The sequence below is a fragment of the Flectobacillus sp. BAB-3569 genome (assembly GCF_002270355.1).
In the GTDB taxonomy this organism is placed as follows: domain Bacteria; phylum Bacteroidota; class Bacteroidia; order Cytophagales; family Spirosomataceae; genus Flectobacillus; species Flectobacillus roseus.
This window is the reverse complement of record NZ_NJFZ01000020.1, coordinates 15,209-35,003: the sequence shown is the minus strand read 5'-3', so window position 1 is coordinate 35,003 and position 19,795 is coordinate 15,209. Positions and strand designations below refer to the sequence as shown.

Here is a 19,795-nt window from a genome sequence, read left to right as displayed (position 1 = left end):
GGCTTTTTGCCAAAATAGCATTACTATTAACTGCTATTTCATTTTTTAATCAAACCATTTACCAAACAATGAGAAAACTCACATTTGCTCTTTTCGCTGTTGCTGCAACTGGAGGAGCATCGTATGCCCAAACAGACAAATTGCTTCTGGAGGCAAACCGCAAAACAATCTTAGATGCAAAAAAGAAAGTAGACGAAGCGATTACTAAAAAAGATTCATTAAAAGCAAAGACTTGGTTGACAAGAGCAGAAGCTTATCTTGACTTGGCAAACTCACAAGATGCAGAATTAACGAATCAAGTTCCTAATGCTGGATTTATTGCTGTAGAATCTTTAAAGAAAGCAATTTCATTGGATGTTGTAAACGGTAAAGAGGGATCAACTGCTGCTGCTGCAAAGAAATACTTATCAGTTGCTTATAACAAAGAAGGTAAAGCAGAAGGTGAAGGTATGAAATTGTACGGTGCGTTTATGAACGCAGGTATTGCTAAATACCAGTCTAAAGATTACTCAGGTGCGTTGAAAGATCTTCAAATGGCATCAGAAATTGGCTCAAAAGATACTACTGCGGCAATGTATACAGGTATCATTGGTCAAATGGCAAAAGAAAATGACGCTGCAAAAGTTGGTTTCGAGAAATTTATTTCATTAGGAGGTAAAGATCCAGGTATTTACTACAGCTTGGCTCAAATCTACAAAGATGAGAAAAACGAAGATAAAGCATTAGCTACTTTGGAAAAGGGTATTTCAATTAACCCAGCTAACAAAGATTTGAAGAACGAGAAAATCAATATGTATTTGGCGTTCAAGAAAATTGATTCTGCGATTTCTGAATTATCTGCTGTAGTTGAAAAAGATCCAAGTAATGTTCAAACTGTATTAAACTTGGCCATTTTATTCGATAACAAAGCAGAACAGTACAATGCTGAGATTCGCGAAGTTAAAGAGAAATTAGCTGAATTTGACGTAGAAGGAGTGAAGAAGAAAGTTGCTGCTCAAAAAGATAAAGTAGATGCTTTTGAATCTGAAATCAAACGTTTGACAGATAAAATCAAGAAAGATCCTAAATCAGCAGTAAATACTAAGAAACAAATTGCTGAAATCACAAAGCAGAGAGATGCCGAGAAAGTAGAGCTTGACAATTTGAACGCTGAACTAGCTAAAAAATCTGCTAATGCAGGTAATGCAGCTGAGTTGACTGCAAAAATGACAGATCTTCAGGAAAAACAAAAAGCTGCAAAATCTAGTGCCTTGGCTAATTATGACAAAGCTCTTAAAGTAGATCCAAATAACTACGATGTTAACTATAACTTAGGTGTAATTGCTTTCAATGAGGCAGTTATCTTAAACAAGAAAGTAGGTGACATGGGTATGGACGAGTACAAGAAAGATGGAAAAGCTGCTGAAGCTACTAGAGATGACAAATTCAAAGAAGCATTGAAGTACTTCGAAAAAGCATATTCTTTGAAGAAAGAGGAAGATGTGAAAGAAAACCTTAAGCAATTGTACCGTGTATTGAAAATGGAAGATAAATTGAAAGAATTAGGTGAGTAATTCAATCATTTATAAGAGTATCAAAAAAGCCTGACGAAAAATCGTCGGGCTTTTTTGTTGTCTAGTAATATGGCTAAATAAGTAGGTTTTATGATAGACCGCAAATTACCTAAAGTTCTATTTAACATAATATAAATTATGAAACATTTGTTTTTATGTCTAAATCTATCAATTTCAGCACTTTATCGGGGTACAGGCTGTTTTACTATATTGGTCATATGATGGTCTCAATTCTCTTAAGCCCTCTCAATATAACACCAGCAAATTTTTATTTTATGAGTTAAAAAGCACCTTTTAACGATAATTTGAAGGCGTTTAGGTTTAAATAAAAATGCGGTATTCGAAACCATCTGAAGATCACTCTCAAATAAACGATTCTCAGGGGCTTCAAATACCGCATATATTTGGCTTCTGTGCGATTTATTTACTCAGAATGGCTTCCAAGTTGGCTGGAGAATAATTGATTGATTTAAGAATCTTATTGTCTGATTTTCTGTAAACCAAAAATTGCTCACCGTCTGGTTCAATAAATGCTTCTGTTCCATCTTTATCGAAATAAAACTTTACAGTAGCTTCAGCTTCCTGAATTGTCTGACATGCCTTACTCATATTTGAGCGCTGTACTTCGTTGAACAATTCAACAAATTTATTTCCAAGTCCAAACTCAAGAACGGCACCCGACAATACATATTGAATATCACATAGCGCATCAGCGATTTCTACAATATCATTATTTCTGATACCATCTTCTAATTCCTTCAACTCTTCAGCTATCAAACTTACACGTAGCTTACTTCTATCTTCAGATGGTACTTGTGGCGTATCCAGAATCGGCGCTTTGAAAGTTTTATGAAATGCAGCAACCTGGTTCAACGAATCTAACTTTTCCATTTATACTTATCGTTTTTAATTTTATGGCTTCCCTCATGGGGCTTTAATACAATGCAATTTAAGCAATCATTGCCAAAAGTCCTTCATTATTCTATTTCTTCATAATATTATATATACCTAGCCATAAATAAATCCTTTATTTGATTTGATATGTCTGCAATTCTACGTAAAAACTAAATATTCTTCTTTTGTTGTAATAATTTGTGTGTCAGTCACTTATATATCCACGTGGAACATTTTCTGAATATTAATAGGTTTCACGGAATAATACTAAATTATATCGTGAGAATCGAAGGTAAGCTAATGACTTGTTTATCAATTAATTGTTGATGTAGGATAGGAAAGGACGTAAATTGAAGGGGATAGTTTATTCAACTGAGAGTAGGAATGAGTGCAGAACAGAGGTAGAGATAAGTAAAGTTGATTGATGGAGAGAAGAAAACATCGAGTCGAGTCGGAGCGAAAAAATTAACCCCTTCCCTCCTATATTTAATTAAAAATAAAAGAAATCACTCCTACTCTTTCTGAAATTTTGAATTTAAGCCCCTATTTTTATCTCTCAATGCTAGCATTGAATGTCCAAAAAACGCCTCCCCTATCGCCTAAAAAACGTGTATAGTGCCCTATTTTGGGTGATTTGTAACTACAAAAACGAGTTATAAATATGTTTTTTAGCTCTTATTTTTAAACCTATTTCGATTATTTATTCATGGAATAGGATCGGATTCAAACGAGAGAGATTCCCCGGGAAGATGCTTAAGCATTGAGATAAGTAGAGAAATTAAAATCTGTTTAGATAGCTGCATCATCTACCGAGTTGCTGTATTTAGAGGGTGATATAATTTGGGAATATATCCTATTATCACTTAAAAGTATGTGGATTAGTGCGAACGCTGAAAGTAATGAGCTACATAGAATCATGTAAAATCTTTATCAGGATAGCTAATTCTGAGGGATTCAAACATTAGCTAAACACAGTGTTGAGAAAATGACTATTACAGGTTAGTAAAGGCATAAACCTTGGGTTAGGATGCTTATAAATAAGGTAAAGTAATGTAGAAGGAATAGCCATTTTTGCGCCGATTTTGGAAGAAATTATCTGACCATATCCATTTCATAGGAATAAGCCAGAGTCTTTATTTGGAATGTTTCGCAAAATAAAGACCCTAAAATATGGATTTCGGAACTGACTTTTACTAAAAAACAAACTATGATTTCTTAATTTTTCTTGAAAGGAAGACTAGTCTTTTACTTCGTATAAATAGATAGAATAGACCTATTTTTAATGAATTCCGGGCAAAATATGCTTGGAATTTATCAAAATATCTAGACTACAATCGATAAATTCTGGCCCATATTTGTGCAATTAGGCATAAAATTCTCTCCTAATATCATTAATATAGCCTACGATTTTGCATTTCAAATTGGTAAAAGAGATGCTTTCTGTGCCATTTTTTGCATACAAAATAGGTAACTATGCCCTAATTTAAAGTAGGATAATAATACATTTCTGTACATGCATTTAACCATTTGGGAGCCAGTTTACATGAAAAACAGATAGAACTAACTTTATAATTAGATGTTTTCTCTCCTTATTTTATAGAAGGTATGAGTCTTGGTAAGGAAGATATTTTTAAGGTAATGTAGGTAAGTAAGTTTAAAAGCATACTCAAAGTGAATAAATATTCATCATTAAGTGTGCTTAAGTATAAGTACTATTTCTCTTAATTCTTGCTAAAATTGCCTCTCAATACCTCTAAAATATTCAGAAATAAAGATAAGATTTCAGGCTCCGAAATTGTATTATTTAGAGGGGATTCAAAGTAGAGAAGTCATTTACAACAAATGATATATTATAAGTAATTAGAGAAAGTATCTTAGGTTCAAACTACAACTACGGCTGTATACTTCACTTGTAAAAGTACAAAAAAAGAGACGGGATAAACCCGTCTCTACATTGGCTTGCTTTCCATAAATGTTCCGTCTGTATAGAAAATAACAATACGTTCAATTTTCTTTCCTGTGGGTTCTGGAGCCACCGAAATAGGTGGAGTAACAGGATTAGATGGCACTTCTGGGCGTTCGACCTTACGTCTGAGATTTTGTTGTATAATCCTATCCTCAGGCACCATAAATTTATTCGATTCTCGTGCGTTAGAGTTCTCTCTCAATTGAGGCGTAACTTGCTGAAATACAGGAGATTGTTGGCTATTTATGGCTTGGTTATCATAGGGCGTTTCTGTGTCAAAAAGTAGCCAATCTCGATTGATATCAGGAAAAACCCTTAAAATCTTCTGAATAATGTCTAAACTGGGTTTATTTCTACCCGAAAGGATATGAGAAATGCTACTTCTTTGCACTCCGATAGCGTCTGCAAAGAAACTTGGAGACATTCCTTTATCTACTATTATTTGCTCTATTTTTTTATTTAAATCCATATTACTAGTGTAAATCATTTGTTGTTATATGTAAATTTACATTATACTTTACAAATATAAATAGAGAGAGTTTGATTTACAATATTAAATAGTTACAAAAGTAAAATACCTTCATTATGGAATTGAATCTTCCCTTCTTTCAGTAAACCGCCTACAGCTTTCTTAAAATCCTTCTTTGACATTTGTAAACTAGCGTAAATTATCTCTGGCGCTGTTTTGTCATTCAATTCTAAGAATTTGTTGTTCTCGGAAAGAGCGTTTAATAATGTAATTTTACATTCTTCAATTCTGTCGAATCCGATAATTTCCAATGTTAAATCGATTTTGCCATCCTCTCTTACCTTTTTGATGTATGCACTTTGTAAACTGCCCATGTTTACATTTTTAAATAATTCATTTTTGTAAAGTACACCTTGACAATTGTTTTCAATTAAACATTTAATACCTAGGTCGGTGTATTCGTAAGGAAGAATTGAAACCTTCTGGCCTTCTGTAAACGAGATTTTTTCGCTTGGCAGGAAGCGATCAATCTTTGCTGAAGCCACAATCCGCTCCGTTTGAGTATCTATATATATGTAGACCAAATATTTTCTTCCTACGGCCATCTTATGAGATTGTTCGCCAAAAGGGACTAATAGATCTTTGACCAAACCCCAGTCTAGAAATACACCTAATTGATTAACATCTTTTACGGTCAAATAGGCAAATTCACCCACTTGTGCAAATGGTTTCATGGTAGTAGCAATAAGCCTATCCTCAGAATCTCTGTAGAGAAACACATCTATGAAATCTCCTATTTTTGTACCCTCAGGAATATAAGAACGAGGGATTAGAATTTCCTCATCACCACCGTCCAAATACATACCAAATTCTAGCTCCTTGATCACCTCTAGATTATTGTATTTTCCTAAGGCGATTTCTACTCTCTGTTTTTCCATTTTGTTAATTGATTTGTTGAATTCATTTCTATTTACAAAAATGCAATATCTCTGTTAGAATCCCTAATGATAGAATAAATTACACACTCTCCTAACCTATTCTTTCTCAATATTTTATCTTGTATATACAAGATTGTTTTGTGTTTTTTGTTCATGTATATACAAGTTGTATTTTGTTGATTTTCAGATAATTAAGAAAACTGTCTTGAAATGAGCTTGTGTATAAGTAATTCTTCTGTAAATTCCAGTCACAATACTTTTAGGTCATCAAGTAGACAAGAACAATTATTCAGTTGCTCTTGCTCCTACTTCGAGACTTTACAAACAAACTAATTACAATTACTCAGACTGATATTAAATATGAAAAACATTGCTGTAATAGGTGCTGGAACAATGGGAAATGGAATAGCACATTCTTTTGCTCAAAATGGTTTTAAAGTAGCTCTTGTGGATACAAACGAAGAGGTTTTAGGAAATGCTCTGAAGATTATTCAACAAAACCTTGAGAGACAAGTCAAAAAAGGCCTAATAACTCCCGAAATTCAATCGAAAACTATCTTATTGATTGAATCCTTTACTTCTATTGAGAAAGCCGTTCAGAAGGCAGATTTAGTGGTAGAAGCAGTCTCTGAAGCCCCTACTCTGAAGAAATCTATATTTCAGGAATTAGATAAACAATGCCCTGAAGCCTGTATACTCGCCACAAATACCTCTTCTATCTCTATAACACAGATAGCGTCTTATACCCAACGCCCTGAGAAGGTAATAGGAATGCATTTTATGAATCCAGTACCTGTGATGAAACTAGTTGAAATCATTAAGGGCTATTCGACAAGCGAAGAAACATATCAAGCAGTACATGCATATACAAAAGCTTTGGATAAGATACCTGTGGTTGTGAATGATTACCCAGGGTTTATCGCAAACAGAATTTTGATGCCAATGATTAATGAGGCGATTATAAGTTTATTTGAAGGAGTGGCAGGTGTGGCTGAAATAGATGCTATCATGAAGCTTGGAATGGCGCATCCGATGGGACCTTTGCAACTAGCTGATTTTATAGGTCTGGACACTTGCCTTTCGATTTTGAAAGTATTGTATGATGGATTTAAGAATCCGAAATACGCTCCTTGTCCCCTATTGGTGAATATGGTGCAAGCTGGAAAACTAGGAGTAAAAAGTGGAGAAGGCTTTTATTCGTACGCTAAAGGCTCAAAAGAAGCCGAAGTGTCACAACGCTTCAGGTAGCTATTAATAAGGCTTTACATCTCATAAAATGGTATAAAAAAAGGGCTTGCTATCACTAGCGAGCCCTTTCAATTTATATACTTCTCTCCTATTGTTAAACAGCTACATTGTTTTCACGTAGAGCAGCATTTAAGGAAGTTTTCAAATCTGTACTTTCTTTACGTTTGCCAATAATCAAGGCACATGGTACATTGTAATCACCTGAAGGGAATCTTTTGGTGTATCCGCCTGGAATTACAACACAGTTTTCAGGAACATATCCAATATACTCAACTGGCTCGGGTCCGGTTACATCAATGATTTTAGAAGAACCTGTAATTGTTACACCAGCACCTAATACCGCTCTTTTACCAATGTGTGCACCTTCAACCACAATACATCTTGATCCGATGAATGCGCCATCTTCAATGATTACTGGGGCAGCTTGAGGTGGTTCTAATACGCCACCAATACCAACTCCACCACTAAGGTGAACATCTTTACCGATTTGTGCACAACTTCCTACTGTAGCCCAAGTGTCAACCATTGTACCAGAATCAACGTAAGCACCAATGTTTACGTAAGAAGGCATCATGATAACTCCTTTAGCTAAATATGCTCCATAACGAGCTACTGCAGGAGGAACTACACGTACACCTAGACCAGCGTAGTCAGTTTTCAATTTCATCTTATCGTGGAATTCAAAGATTCCTACTTCTTGTACTTCCATTTTACGAATTGGGAAATACATTACGATAGCTTTTTTTACCCAGTCGTTAACAGTCCAAGAACCATCTTCGTTTGGTTGAGCTGTACGAAGTTGTCCTTTGTCAACTTGCTCTACAACGTATTCGATTGCTTGTATTGTTTCAGGAGTTGAGCGGAGGCTAGTATCGTCCCAAGCCTTCTCGATAATTTCTTTTACGTTTTCCATTGAATACTGTGAATAAATACATTTTTAATTCAGGCACAAAGAAAACATATTTAACCGACACAGACACTATATACGTGGAGGAAAATCAGATTTTGAGGGTGATTTTTAAGAGAAGAAAGTATAGTTATTTGAATAAAAAAACTGGATTTTATAAGAATTAATAGACGAAAGTGTACTTAAATTTTAACTTGAGATGAGATGTGTTAAACACCTGATTGTGTGAAATTTACAGTATTGTCAATTTGGGTATAATGTTGTAAACAAAATTATATTTGGTGAAATAATTTAGAAAAAATAGACAATAGTGCACCACGAGGAGGCGCAATAAAAATGATTAATAAGAGAAGATTTTTTCTGTAAGGATGAGCAAAAGAATAAGTAATTATTCTTAAACAAAGAAAGGAAAAATAAATGAAAAATCCTAGCTTTTTCTATAATATTTAAGCGAAATCAAGGATTATTATTCTTTAAAAAATGTTAAAAAACTAGTCAGACTTTCAGGTGGAGGACTAAATCTTCAGATGAAAAAGCCATTTTCTCAAGCCACTGATCGTGCTTGAGAACCAAACTTAGTCATCGTTTTAAATCAGAATCAGAAAACAGATCTGAAAAAGAAATGACTTTAAGTAAAAAAATCATTGTTCTGTTGTATGAAAATCCTCCATGAAATGGCTACCCTATTTATGAGGAAATCTATTAGTTCTACAGTATATTTTAATCTTTAATATGGTATATGGTTCAAGAAATCCATATCATATGGTTTCTTTTAAAATGAAATAACAAGTCCAAACGGAGGAGGAATTTTGCTCGATCAACCATGACATTCTTGTATGTTATTTTCTAAGCTGATATGAAAGATAAACTTAAATGTTGTTGTAGAGTTTCATTGAAGTATGCCTCTTATTAATCCGAAAATAATGGATCACTCTTATCACTGGTATAATAAAAAAAGTATTTCCTTCCTTTCAACGCTGCAGACCACTCTCTGGTATTCTCATTTGAAAAGCATATTTGTATCATTCAGGTAAATGAAGACATTTGTTTTGCATTCATATCTAATAAAAGAGGGCTTACAATTAACTACAGTGAGTTTTATTTAATTGAATTCAAATGTCCTCGCTCCTATTGTTATGGTAATTCAACAGTCTTTTATTCGTCTCATTCATATAACTATATTATATACTAGATACAGTAAAACTAAACACTATTATTTTTAGTAATATACCTCATTTTGCTAATATTTTTGTCAATATATTTAGTTTTTTACTAATTTTACTAACTTATTGCTAATTATTGTATTTGATTTACTAAAGATGCTAAACCAACCTTTTATCACTTTTACAGATGTTTTCTTATTCTTTCTTTGGAAAAAGGTTCTAAATCCAGTATTTTTGTAGAGTGTTTAAACTATTATCCCTTATATAAAAATGGCTAAAATTAAAGTTGCAATTAATGGCTTTGGTCGTATTGGTCGTCTAGCGTACCGTCAAATCTACAACATGCCTGGTATTGACGTTGTTGCTATCAATGACTTAACTAGTCCCTCTACTCTAGCACACCTGTTGAAATATGACAGTGCTCAAGGTAGATTCAACCAAGAAGTTACTTCTACAGAAAATAGCATTATCGTTAACGGTGAGGAAGTAAAAATCTATGCTCAACGTAACCCAGCTGATATCCCTTGGGGAGAGCATGATGTAGATGTAGTTTTAGAATGTACTGGTTTCTTCACAGACAAAGACAAAGCTGCTGCTCACTTACAAGCAGGTGCAAAAAGAGTTATCATCTCTGCTCCTGCTACTGGAGATTTGAAAACAATCGTATTCAACGTTAACCATTTAACATTAGATGGAACGGAGGATGTGATTAGTGCTGCAAGTTGTACAACCAACTGTCTTGCTCCAATGGCAAAAGCACTAAACGATAACTTCGGTATCTCAATGGGTACAATGACTACAGTTCACGCTTATACTAACGACCAAAATACTTTAGATGCTCCACATCCAAAAGGAGATTTACGTCGTGCTAGAGCTGCTGCTGCTAACATTATCCCAAATAGCACAGGTGCTGCAAAAGCAATCGGTTTAGTATTGCCAGAATTGAAAGGTAAATTAGATGGTGGTGCTCAACGTGTTCCTACAATCACAGGTAGTTTAACTGAATTGGTTACTATCTTAGATAAAAAAGTAACTGTTGAAGAAGTTAATGCTGCTGCTAAAGCTGCTGCAAACGAATCATTTGGCTATACTGAGGATGAAATCGTTTCTAGCGATATCATCGGAATTAGCTTTGGTAGCTTATTCGATGCTACTCAAACTAAAGTTATCACTGTTGGTGACCAACAATTAGTGAAAACAGTTAGCTGGTATGACAACGAAATGAGTTATGTAAGCCAATTGGTAAGAACTGTTAAATATTTCGCTGAATTAATCAGCAAATAATTCAACATATTAAAAAAAGGAGGCTTAGGTCTCCTTTTTTTTGCTTTATTGGTATTTGAAATAAAATCTAACCTTTTGATTCTCAAAAACACCTCCTGAGAATCGAGTAAAAAAATCCACACTAAAACCAGATAAGATATAAAACCCTAAGAACACAAATAAAGTCCCCACCAATGCAAGGACTTTATTCTACTTTTGTAATTATTTAGGAATTATGCTTAAACTTAGCCGACAAGTAATTGATATTATATCCTTTTTCGGTGAATATCTGCTCAAATCTGGTCTTAATTCCGTAGTGACGAACATTTAGTTCAGAATTGTATAAATCTTTCGTATAAGCCAATTCTACGACGCCAAACTCTGGGAGAACCTCCAGTGTATAATCAAACAATAGCTCACTATCCGTTTTCAAATGCAATAATCCATCGTTTTGTAAGATTTCTTTATATAATTCTAGAAATCTGGGATTTGTTAAACGTCGCTTTATCCCACTTTTTAAGGGTTGAGGATCAGGAAAAGTAATCCATATTTCTGAAATTTCGTCTTTTTCAAAGAAGTCCAAGAGTTGATGGATTTTAGTTCTAAGAAATGCCACATTTAAAAGACTATTTTCATTAGCAAATTTAGCACCAACAGCAATTCTATCACCTTTGATATCTACACCAATAAAATTCTTTTCTGGAAAAATTTGAGCTAAGCCAACAGTATACTCCCCTTTCCCACAACCAAGCTCTAAAACGATTGGTTGTTTTTTTTTGAACATAATTTCGTTCCACTGACCCTTAATTGTTTCATAAAGTGGTTTTCCTGACTCTAAAACGTTAGAAAGCGCTTTACTAAGCGCAAACCTGTCTGATTTCTTTCTTGACACAGTAAAAATTTGTTATTGAAAATTGATTAAAACTATCTGATAAATAAGAATTTACCTTTAAAATACCTAAAATTAAGTCGCTTGAGAATTAAATGAAAAATATTGGCTGTACCTGTTTCCAGTACATTTAATTCTCAGAACCTTCGTTTTGGACTATAATATAGAGTTGAAGGAAATATTTCAAACAATTTCAGATTTGGGATTTATGATAAGGCTAACACTTCCCAAATCAAACATCCTGAATAAAGAGTTTTAAAATACTGCATTCATTAAAACGTTACTTCTATAGTTGATGAATTCCTGCTACAACAAAGGTACTCCCTCCTACATATACAAAATCATCTTCATTAGCATGCTGAACGACCCAATCAATTGCCTCATTGACGTCATTGATTACTGATCCCTCCAGTTGGAAGTCTTTGGCCAACTTTTGTAAATCTCTTGCATCTAGTGCTCGAGGAACATCGGCTTGACAAAATACATATTTGGAAGACTTAGGTAGGATGTCCAGAATTCCTTGGATATCCTTATCGCTCACAAATCCTAATACCATCCACAATTGTTGATATTTGTATTTCCCGAGAGTCTCCAAATTTTCTAAAATTCCAGCAAGGTTGTGTCCAGTGTCACAGACGACCGTTGGCTTTTCTTGAAGCAATTGCCATCTACCTTTCAGATCTGTGTTCGTCACCACTTGAGATACTCCCCTTTCCAACGCATTTTTAGAGATAGTAAAACCTCTCGAATTAAGAATATCTACAGCGTTGATAATACCTTTTAGATTATCTATTTGATATTTACCAGTAAGCTCCGATTGTAATTTGATTACTTCTTTATTTTGAATATCAAAGTACTCTATTTTTACAAAATTTTCACAAACTGAATATTCATTCAATTTATATCGATCTGATGCAAAGGAGATTAACGAAGAAGTAGAGTTAGCCTTATTTTGAAATACTGTATCCGCTTCAGGCTGTCTTTGGGAGATAACAACTGGAATTTCTGGCTTTATGATACCTGCTTTCTCAGTTGCAATAGCTTCAATTGTATTTCCTAAGATGTCTGTATGATCAAAACTAATATTAGTAATCAGAGAGAGTTCTGGAGTAATCACATTTGTTGAATCCAAACGTCCTCCCAAACCTACCTCTATGATAGCAATATCTACGTTTTGAGAGGCAAAATACTCAAAAGCCAACCCAACAGTACATTCGAAAAATGAAGGTCTTAAATCTAATATAAATGACTTATTCCTTTCAACATAGTCTACGACCTCCTGTTCTGGAATGGGTCGGCCATTAATCCTGATTCGCTCGATAAATGATTTTAGATGTGGCGAAGTGTAAAGACCTGTTTTGTATCCTGCTTCTTGTAAAATTGATGCCAAAAAATGAGAAGAACTTCCTTTTCCATTGGTACCTCCTACATGGATGCTTTTGAATTTTTGTTGTGGATTTCCCAAATGTTCACAAATGGCTAAGGTATTTTTTAAGTCCGCTTTGTAGGCTTTTTTACCTTCTCTGTGAAAAACTGGCAATAATTGGTAGAGATAGTCAATTGTTTCTTGATAATTCATAATACAAAAAAATAAAGTAGTGCGGTAACGCACTACTTTGTTGAAATTCTAAAAGTTATGGTTCCTACCGAAATATCAGGTCTTTCTCCTGCGGAAGTCGGACGGAAGGTTAATTTTTGTACGGCTCTTTTATATTTCTGTGTAACTGATGGACTTAAGCTTGATTCGATTGTTTCTACTACTTGTACAACTCCATCTGAATCTACTTTCAGCCTAAATTTCACAATTCCTGTTTCATCTGAGTCATCATTTACTTCAGGTCTACTGTTCCAAGTCCATCCAGCTAGGCTAATAGCGGTACCTGATCCATTTCCACCATTTCCGCCATTGCCACTTCCTGGAGGTACAGGATTATAAGTTCCTCCTTTTACTGTATTTCCGTTTGGCTGACCTTTGTTTCCTACACCTTTTCCATCTCCATCAGAACCACCACCCGTTCTAGGGTCTGTTCCAGAGGTTCCATTTCCACCTGTTCTCACAGGAATGGTTGCTCCTTTAATCACTTGTTGTTCAACTGGTTTAGCAGGAGTGGGTTTGGTAACCGGTACGTTGGCTTTCGGATTTTCTTTTGCCTTCTCTACCTTTTTGGTTACTTCTGGCACCTTCACTGGACTAGGTCGCGTACTTTTAATAACTTCTGGTTCAGGACTAGGCTTAGCTTTTACAGGTTTTACCTTTTCTACAATCGGAGTCGGCTCTTTCTTAGGTAAAGGCTTGACTTCAGCAGGTTTTGAATCGTATTCGTTTTTTGCCTTATTCCCATGGTTTTTGGTATAAACAGAACCACTACCATCTTTGTCTGTTCCAAAATTGACGATAAATCCGCCACCCCCAATTTTTCCACTTTTTTATTTTCCTCTGCATTCCAAACTGTCACATACCATAACATTATGAATAGTAGTATGTTGATAGCACTGGTAACAATAAAGGCAAATTGCCGATTTTGTTTTTCTTCTTGTTCTAGATTGTAGGTAGACATTCGTTAGCGCTATTATTTTTTTGAAGACTTAAATATCCAAGCAGAAGCTCTTAGTTTCGACTTGATTGTTGCCGACTCTGTATATGCTTCATTTTCATTATTATACGAATTGGCAGATACTTTAATCAACTTTCCTTTTCTTTCTGGTTCAATCACAGAGGCGTTCGAAAATCCTTTTGATTGAAGTTCTTTTACAAATTTTTGGGCATTGGCCTCATTGCCAAAACTACCTACAATAACGAAATAATCGCCTTTATTGGTATAAGAAGGGCTATTTTCTTTCAAAGCACTAGAATCAGTTTTAGCTTGAATAACTCTTGAAGAAGTATCAACCTGAGACTTTGTAACAATCACCGGGGCTGGCACTGGTTTTCTTGCCGTTATACCCACGAAAGGATTCATAGTGCTGAGACTATTTTGCTCCTCGTAAGAAAGGATTCCGATACCTAATAATACTGCAGTAGCAACACCTGTCATAAATGGTATCAGCTTCTTTATGGTTGCAGCAGTTTTCTTTGAAGTCTTTACGACTCTTTCAGCTGCTCGGTCAGCACCTTTGAAGGCTAACAGTTTAGATTTTGACTCTATTTTTGGAGAGTCAACTTCTTGATTTCTCTTTGGATAGATATTAATCGTACTCAATCCAAAACTGTCAGAACAATAGTTTTGCTCTGCCAAAGGTGTAAATACGAGTTTATTTTCTTTATTTAATTCAAAGAACCCGATTTTCTCTAAGTAAACTTGTTCTGAATTTCTAAGTCTAAATTTAAGAGCATCGACAAAAGCCCTAATTTTTATCGTTGATTCTTCTAGTGAGATACCTTCTGACTTAGCGATAAAATGAGACAATAAGCCATCGTCATTTTTCAAAAGACTGTTGAATGCCACCCAGCGCTTGGCAGGTGAGATAAAATTCAACGAGCGGTCTAGTTTTGCACTTTGGAAGTTGGTAATAAACCCACCAAAGTCTGGAACGACCACACAATCGCGCTCGAATAAAAGCTCCTGAATATAGTGTTGAATTGTTGCCATAGAATTGTCAGAAAATAAAAAATCGTGTAATTATCTTAAAATCAATAACCTGAATTATTGAGAAAAATAATTACACGATCTTAAGAAATTGTGTTACAATTTAAAAAGAAAATGACAATCCTGCAAGGAAGTTGGCACCCTGAACAGGATAATATAAGTATCTTTGGTAATTTTTATTTAAAATATTATTCGCTGAAAGGAATACATCAAATCTTTCGCTGATAAAGAAGGTGAATTTCAAGTTTAAATCAAAGATTGGGTTGAGCGTCACCTGCTGATTGGTCTGTCCATTGAGTCCTTTCAATCCTGTAAGTACATAAAAATCTGATGTTACTAGCATTTTTTCTCTAATCAGATACTGATTTGACCATGTAGCTTTGAAAGCAGGACGATGCCAAGCCTCTTTTAGGTTACCGAGATTACTATAAATGTAATAATCCATCAGTAAAGATGAACGAAACAGTTGTGGTATCTCATAATTGATTTGTCCTGAAAGACTTGTTACATGAACTTTTGTGGTATCGTTAGAATACAAAATTTCAAATTTTGTTGAATCTGTACGAGAATTGTTCAGCACGTAGAAATTTTTGTAGGTAGCATAACTTCCTTGCAATTCACCAGAGAGACCTCCATAGAGATTGGCTTTGACTCCTGCGTATATATCAGACAGTTTTCTAGTTGGTTTTAAAGACTGAAAACGACCCAACCATTGATTTTCTTGAAGAATTGTTGTGAGGTTATTCGCCATAACATCTCCTTCATAACCTGCGTATAGCTTGATTCCATCCATCAACTGATAATCAGCTTTTAGGACAGGGAGTACATAGGTTTCATTTTCGGTAGTTTTTTCCTTGCTATTAGCAAGCATTACCCCCAATGTCACACTAAATAATTCGTCTTTGTATTTAAAGTTAGGAACCAACTTGTACAAATTGCGGTAAGTAGTCAATGAATCTTGAGATTGTGCCAAGACCATCTGTCCATCAAAATTGGCTGAAAGTTTATCAGTCAACGGAAATGAAGCAGACATGCCCGCATCCCAAAGTAACTCGTTCGCCCCTACTTTGGTAAATAGGTAGGATAATTTTGAACGAAAGACATAATCAATGGGTGAGGTTTTACTTGTGTTAGAAACAGTCCCATCAAAATTGAATTTATTCCATGAATTAAAAATCGTCTCTTTATCAAATGAATATACTTTGGGTTGGTATCCATAATAATAAAAGCCTTTACGTTTCCAACCTAAAGAGCCTTCCAATTTTACTGAGTTAAATTGTGTACGACTATGTGCCTTAATTTGGTTATCCGACTCTCCTGAATAGTTGGCACCAATCGGTCCTAATCGATAAGCATTGTGTTTAACATAAATACCATGATAGTTTTCTTGTCCCACGGCAATACCTGCATGCCCTTCAAGGTAAGTATGACCAAAATTCCCGAAACCTGCCCTTATCACATTATTATATTTTGATAATTGGACAGGCGTGACTGGATTTACAGGCATTTGTACCTGATTGGAAATCTCTGTAATTCTACCATTGTTAGGTACTTCAGAAAACAAAAATCTCAAGGGTGGTCTCGGTACCGTATTGGGTGGGGTCACCATTTTTTCGAGTTTCCTCACTGGAGGAGGTACAATGACCTTTTTTTGTTCCTTGGTGACATTTACTTCTGAATTATCTATTTTCCCTTCTTTTTTCTTATCTTGAGAAACACCCTGAAAGGCAAATCCAAGAAGCATTATGCTGGCTAGAGAAAGTTTTAATGATGTATGATGCATAATAAATGAAAGTCTTTGATTAAGAATAAATTTAGATTACTTGTTACTGATAGAGCGTAATTTTACACGCGCTTGTTCCACCGAATTCTCATCCGGTAGCTTATCAATGATAGAATTCAAGGTTGCTTTTGCTTGGAAATAATTCTCCATTCCAATAAAGTCATCTGCCAATAGCAAAAAGGCTTTACCCATTACTGGTAACGATACCCCTGAAAACTCATTGTTAAACTTATTCATAATCATTTCACTTGACTCTTTATATTTTTTCTGACTATAAAGCATTCTTGCTAGCATAATTTGGCACTCACCTGCGTAATCATCTTTTGCCAGAGCTACCCCTTGATTAAATGAACTTAATGCAGAGCTGTTATCACCTATTTGTAAATATCCTTTACCCATATAGTAATAAGCCTTCGTTTTTTGAGCAACTGTAGCCTCTGGTAATAATACCATTTGTTTTGAGTAATAGATCGTGGAGTCATTTTTCGGTGTGTTGAAATATGAATCCATCAAACCTTGTATCGCAGTTTGATTATCCTTACGATCTGTTGACATTCTTAAAACACCGCGATAGTTAGTGATCGCTCTTGAATAGTTATTATTTTCAAGCTCTAGTTGCGCTGCCTTAGCATAAGCTTTCGAAATAGCTTTATATTTATTATCTGCAATCACAATATAGTAATTGCGGAGAGCATCCATTTTATTTTTTGCTTAAAATAAGACTCTGCAATTAAGAATTTAGCTTCTGGAGTATCTGGTGAATCTGGATAGTTACGAACATATTCTCCCAATGCTATTAGGGCGTTATCGTAAGCATCGTCGTAATACAGTCCTTTGGCTTTTTCAAATTCTTTTTCTCTCAAACTCGTATCATTTGGATTTGCCTTGGCGTACAAAGCTTTAATCTCAATGTATTCTGGAGAGCTAGGATCCATCAACTCATTCAAACCTGCCATCGCTTGTGAAGCATAATTAGAATCATTGATATAGTTTCTTAACAAATACTTATAATCGGAAATGGCACTTTGGGTTCTACCTATATTTTGGAAAGCAGTTCCTCTACGCATAATCGCATAAGGAACTAACGGACTTTGTGGTCTTTCTAAAATTAATCTTGAATAATAGGCAATTGCTTTTTCACTACGTTCTGCAAACATTTCATTATCACCTAAATCTCGCAAAGCAGTTTCAACGTATTTCGACTGAGGGAATATACGAACCACCTCCTCTAGGGTAGTTTTGCCATTCGGATCATTTAGTATATTTTGAATAGTTCCTTTTTGGTACAATGCATAGTCTTTATTAGTTTTAACCGTCTGATAAGCCTTATCATACGCTTTGAGCGCCTGAGCATACTGACCCTGAGCTACATAAGAATCAGCAATACGTAAAAGTGCATCATCAACATTGCCATCGGTTCCTCCTCGTTGGTAATATTCATTGAAATAGGCATTCGCCTCCGCAGGATTGGTCGACAAATAAATATATCCTAGGCTGTAACGGCTTTTTTGTTGATATTCTGGTAAAGTTGGGACATCTTTATCTGTGGCTGCAATTACTTTTTTGTACAAATCAATCGCAGCTGCATTTTGGTTCAGACCAACCAATGACTCCCCTTTCCAGTACATAGCACTGTATTTTAAATCACGAGACTCAGGGGTACTCAATGACTTATCGAAAAAGGTGAGTGCCTCCGCGTAGCCATCTTCGTTATATTTTTTAACCGCTTGATTAAAGGCAATTCGCTGATATACAGCGTTTACTCTTGGTGTTCTTCTACGCAATTTTTCCACAAAATTGAGTGCTGCCAATAAATTATTGGAAGATAGATACGCCTCACAAAGAAGCTCATTGGCTTCATCTTCAAATTTTGAGCCTGGATACTGAGCAATAAACCCTTCAAGCGCTCTCACAGATTCACTCGAACGACCCAAGTCCAAAAGTACTTTCCCAACATTAAAAGTTGACTCCTCTTGAACAGGCTTATTAAATGACAATTTACTTGCTTGGTCAAAAGCACCTAATGCTCCAGTAAGGTTATTGACTCTTTGAAAACAAATCCCTAAAACGAAAGAAGCATTTTGTCCCAAAGTATCTTTTGGCAAGGCAACATTTTTTAGTTGATCTGTTGCTGCAGAAAATTGATTAGTTTTATAAAGACTATATCCATATCGGTATGCCACAACTGGCATCATACCCTGTGATTTATAGTTTTTGTAAACGCCATAATACGTTGCGGCTTTTTCGTAGTTTCCTTTATTGAAATATACCTCCGCTGTTAGCAAGGCAATATCATCGAGCTTACGTCCTTTTTCACGAAGTACTCTTTCTGTATAATCGAGCATTTCGTTATACTTGCCTTGACGATAATAGGCATTAGCAATCCATCCGGGGATTTCGGCTTTATACTGAGTAGAGTTTTCAATAATTTTAAAACTGCTGATAGCCTCCTCATAATTCTTATTCTGAAATTGAATAGCTCCTGCGTAGTACGCCGATGGAGGCCCATAAGCTTGGTTCTGACTATCACGAAGACGAGTAAATACCGTTAGGGCTTGTGCATACGACTGTGTTTGGTAATAAGCAATCCCTAAATGATACTGAGATTCCTCATCAGTTTTGGCAGTTTTACTTAAATAGTCTATGGCCTTACCATATTCGCCGTTATCAAAGAAATAATTTCCAATTTCTCTAAAAAGGTTACTTGCCACAGGATGTTCGGGGTATTCACGAACAAATCGGTCGGCAAGGAGTTCGGTATCGGCACGATCTAGGTATAAGCTACACATCACGATGAAATACTTCGCCCAAGCCTGATTAGGGTCATTTTTGTCTAAGAAGTTTCGGTGCTCAGAGAGATAGAGTTCAAATTCGGCACGAGCCGCTTCAAAGCTTTTGGATTCATAATACTCTTGTCCGTTTCTAAAATGAATATTGGCTTCATTATAGTTAAGCGTACTCTGCGCAAAAATCTCATAACCAGAAATAGTACATGTAGCCGCAACGGATAAAAATACAATCGAAGGTAATTTTTTCATTAGATATGTTTTTTATTGGGTATCTATGTTTGATTGGGATAATAGATTAGCCAAATTTTACTTGTTTCAAAGGCGAGGCTTTGTTAGTTTCACGTTT

15 protein-coding genes are annotated in these 19,795 nt (G+C 35.3%); 4 read left to right on the top strand and 11 right to left on the bottom strand.

Annotated features, from left to right (window positions below; all coding sequences use genetic code 11):
• Positions 1–68 precede the first annotated feature (68 nt).
• Positions 69–1,553 carry a hypothetical protein gene (locus BWI92_RS18220; protein ID WP_095165358.1) on the top strand — a complete coding sequence of 495 codons (1,485 nt, stop codon included), beginning with the start codon at positions 69–71 and terminating at the stop codon, positions 1,551–1,553.
• A 420-nt stretch (positions 1,554–1,973) separates the two neighbouring features.
• Here the strand turns inward: BWI92_RS18220 and BWI92_RS18215 are convergent, their stop codons facing one another.
• From BWI92_RS18215 to BWI92_RS18205, 3 genes are all read right to left on the bottom strand, one after another.
• Complete coding sequence (locus BWI92_RS18215; RefSeq protein WP_095165356.1) at positions 1,974–2,444, bottom strand: nucleoside triphosphate pyrophosphohydrolase family protein; 471 nt, start codon at positions 2,442–2,444, stop codon at positions 1,974–1,976.
• A gap of 1,952 nt (positions 2,445–4,396) precedes the next feature.
• Positions 4,397–4,900 (bottom strand): helix-turn-helix domain-containing protein, encoded by a 504-nt coding sequence (locus BWI92_RS18210; RefSeq protein WP_229242041.1) that lies wholly within the window; start codon positions 4,898–4,900, stop codon positions 4,397–4,399.
• 74 nt (positions 4,901–4,974) lie between these two features.
• Positions 4,975–5,820: a S1 RNA-binding domain-containing protein gene (locus BWI92_RS18205; protein ID WP_095165352.1), complete on the bottom strand. Its 846-nt coding sequence runs from the start codon at positions 5,818–5,820 to the stop codon at positions 4,975–4,977.
• Positions 5,821–6,180: 360 nt separating this feature from the next.
• Here BWI92_RS18205 and BWI92_RS18200 point away from each other — a divergent pair, with 360 nt between their 5' ends.
• Positions 6,181–7,068 carry a 3-hydroxyacyl-CoA dehydrogenase family protein gene (locus BWI92_RS18200; protein WP_095165349.1) on the top strand — a complete coding sequence of 296 codons (888 nt, stop codon included), beginning with the start codon at positions 6,181–6,183 and terminating at the stop codon, positions 7,066–7,068.
• Between the two features lie 94 nt (positions 7,069–7,162).
• On the opposite strand, the gene BWI92_RS18195 is transcribed toward BWI92_RS18200, so the two are convergent.
• Positions 7,163–7,981, bottom strand: a complete 819-nt coding sequence (locus tag BWI92_RS18195; protein ID WP_095165347.1) for a 2,3,4,5-tetrahydropyridine-2,6-dicarboxylate N-succinyltransferase — start codon at positions 7,979–7,981, stop codon at positions 7,163–7,165.
• A gap of 1,427 nt (positions 7,982–9,408) precedes the next feature.
• Here BWI92_RS18195 and gap point away from each other — a divergent pair.
• Positions 9,409–10,422, top strand: a complete 1,014-nt coding sequence (gene gap, locus BWI92_RS18190) for a type I glyceraldehyde-3-phosphate dehydrogenase (RefSeq protein ID WP_095165345.1) — start codon at positions 9,409–9,411, stop codon at positions 10,420–10,422.
• Positions 10,423–10,627: 205 nt separating this feature from the next.
• On the opposite strand, the gene trmB is transcribed toward gap, so the two are convergent.
• From trmB to BWI92_RS18175, 3 genes are all read right to left on the bottom strand, one after another.
• A complete protein-coding gene (gene trmB / locus BWI92_RS18185) occupies positions 10,628–11,293 on the bottom strand; it encodes a tRNA (guanosine(46)-N7)-methyltransferase TrmB (protein WP_095165343.1) in 666 nt (221 codons plus the stop codon).
• A 283-nt stretch (positions 11,294–11,576) separates the two neighbouring features.
• On the bottom strand, positions 11,577–12,869 hold the full coding sequence (locus tag BWI92_RS18180) for a folylpolyglutamate synthase/dihydrofolate synthase family protein (RefSeq protein ID WP_095165901.1): 1,293 nt from the start codon (positions 12,867–12,869) through the stop codon (positions 11,577–11,579).
• 32 nt (positions 12,870–12,901) lie between these two features.
• The gene (locus BWI92_RS18175; protein ID WP_141234833.1) at positions 12,902–13,372 is read right to left on the bottom strand and encodes an energy transducer TonB; all 471 of its coding nucleotides are present in this window, start codon (positions 13,370–13,372) and stop codon (positions 12,902–12,904) included.
• Here BWI92_RS18175 and BWI92_RS27045 point away from each other — a divergent pair.
• On the top strand, positions 13,353–13,646 hold the full coding sequence (locus tag BWI92_RS27045; RefSeq protein WP_141234832.1) for a hypothetical protein: 294 nt from the start codon (positions 13,353–13,355) through the stop codon (positions 13,644–13,646). The two genes, BWI92_RS18175 and BWI92_RS27045, sit on opposite strands and share 20 nt — an antisense overlap.
• A 214-nt stretch (positions 13,647–13,860) precedes the next feature.
• Here the strand turns inward: BWI92_RS27045 and BWI92_RS18165 are convergent, their stop codons facing one another.
• From BWI92_RS18165 to BWI92_RS18150, 4 genes are all read right to left on the bottom strand, one after another.
• Positions 13,861–14,880: an SPOR domain-containing protein gene (locus tag BWI92_RS18165; RefSeq protein ID WP_095165338.1), complete on the bottom strand. Its 1,020-nt coding sequence runs from the start codon at positions 14,878–14,880 to the stop codon at positions 13,861–13,863.
• A gap of 100 nt (positions 14,881–14,980) precedes the next feature.
• Positions 14,981–16,660: a TonB-dependent receptor gene (locus tag BWI92_RS18160; protein WP_141234831.1), complete on the bottom strand. Its 1,680-nt coding sequence runs from the start codon at positions 16,658–16,660 to the stop codon at positions 14,981–14,983.
• Positions 16,661–16,696: 36 nt separating this feature from the next.
• Positions 16,697–17,359 (bottom strand): lipopolysaccharide assembly protein LapB, encoded by a 663-nt coding sequence (locus BWI92_RS18155; RefSeq protein WP_095165334.1) that lies wholly within the window; start codon positions 17,357–17,359, stop codon positions 16,697–16,699.
• Positions 17,329–19,698: a tetratricopeptide repeat protein gene (locus BWI92_RS18150; protein ID WP_095165332.1), complete on the bottom strand. Its 2,370-nt coding sequence runs from the start codon at positions 19,696–19,698 to the stop codon at positions 17,329–17,331. Before BWI92_RS18150 ends, BWI92_RS18155 begins: the two co-directional genes overlap by 31 nt.
• Between the last annotated feature and the right edge of the window lie 97 nt (positions 19,699–19,795).

What these genes read in the sequence shown, in the direction of transcription:
- BWI92_RS18220 (WP_095165358.1), top strand. Translation starts at nt 69, where the DNA reads ATGAGAAAACTCACATTTGCTCTTTTCGCTGTTGCTGCAACTGGAGGA.
- BWI92_RS18215 (WP_095165356.1), bottom strand. Translation starts at nt 2,444, where the DNA reads ATGGAAAAGTTAGATTCGTTGAACCAGGTTGCTGCATTTCATAAAACT.
- BWI92_RS18210 (WP_229242041.1), bottom strand. Translation starts at nt 4,900, where the DNA reads ATGATTTACACTAGTAATATGGATTTAAATAAAAAAATAGAGCAAATA.
- BWI92_RS18205 (WP_095165352.1), bottom strand. Translation starts at nt 5,820, where the DNA reads ATGGAAAAACAGAGAGTAGAAATCGCCTTAGGAAAATACAATAATCTA.
- BWI92_RS18200 (WP_095165349.1), top strand. Translation starts at nt 6,181, where the DNA reads ATGAAAAACATTGCTGTAATAGGTGCTGGAACAATGGGAAATGGAATA.
- BWI92_RS18195 (WP_095165347.1), bottom strand. Translation starts at nt 7,981, where the DNA reads ATGGAAAACGTAAAAGAAATTATCGAGAAGGCTTGGGACGATACTAGC.
- gap (WP_095165345.1), top strand. Translation starts at nt 9,409, where the DNA reads ATGGCTAAAATTAAAGTTGCAATTAATGGCTTTGGTCGTATTGGTCGT.
- BWI92_RS18180 (WP_095165901.1), bottom strand. Translation starts at nt 12,869, where the DNA reads ATGAATTATCAAGAAACAATTGACTATCTCTACCAATTATTGCCAGTT.
- BWI92_RS27045 (WP_141234832.1), top strand. Translation starts at nt 13,353, where the DNA reads ATGGTTGCTCCTTTAATCACTTGTTGTTCAACTGGTTTAGCAGGAGTG.
- BWI92_RS18165 (WP_095165338.1), bottom strand. Translation starts at nt 14,880, where the DNA reads ATGGCAACAATTCAACACTATATTCAGGAGCTTTTATTCGAGCGCGAT.
- BWI92_RS18160 (WP_141234831.1), bottom strand. Translation starts at nt 16,660, where the DNA reads ATGCATCATACATCATTAAAACTTTCTCTAGCCAGCATAATGCTTCTT.
- BWI92_RS18155 (WP_095165334.1), bottom strand. Translation starts at nt 17,359, where the DNA reads ATGGATGCTCTCCGCAATTACTATATTGTGATTGCAGATAATAAATAT.
- BWI92_RS18150 (WP_095165332.1), bottom strand. Translation starts at nt 19,698, where the DNA reads ATGAAAAAATTACCTTCGATTGTATTTTTATCCGTTGCGGCTACATGT.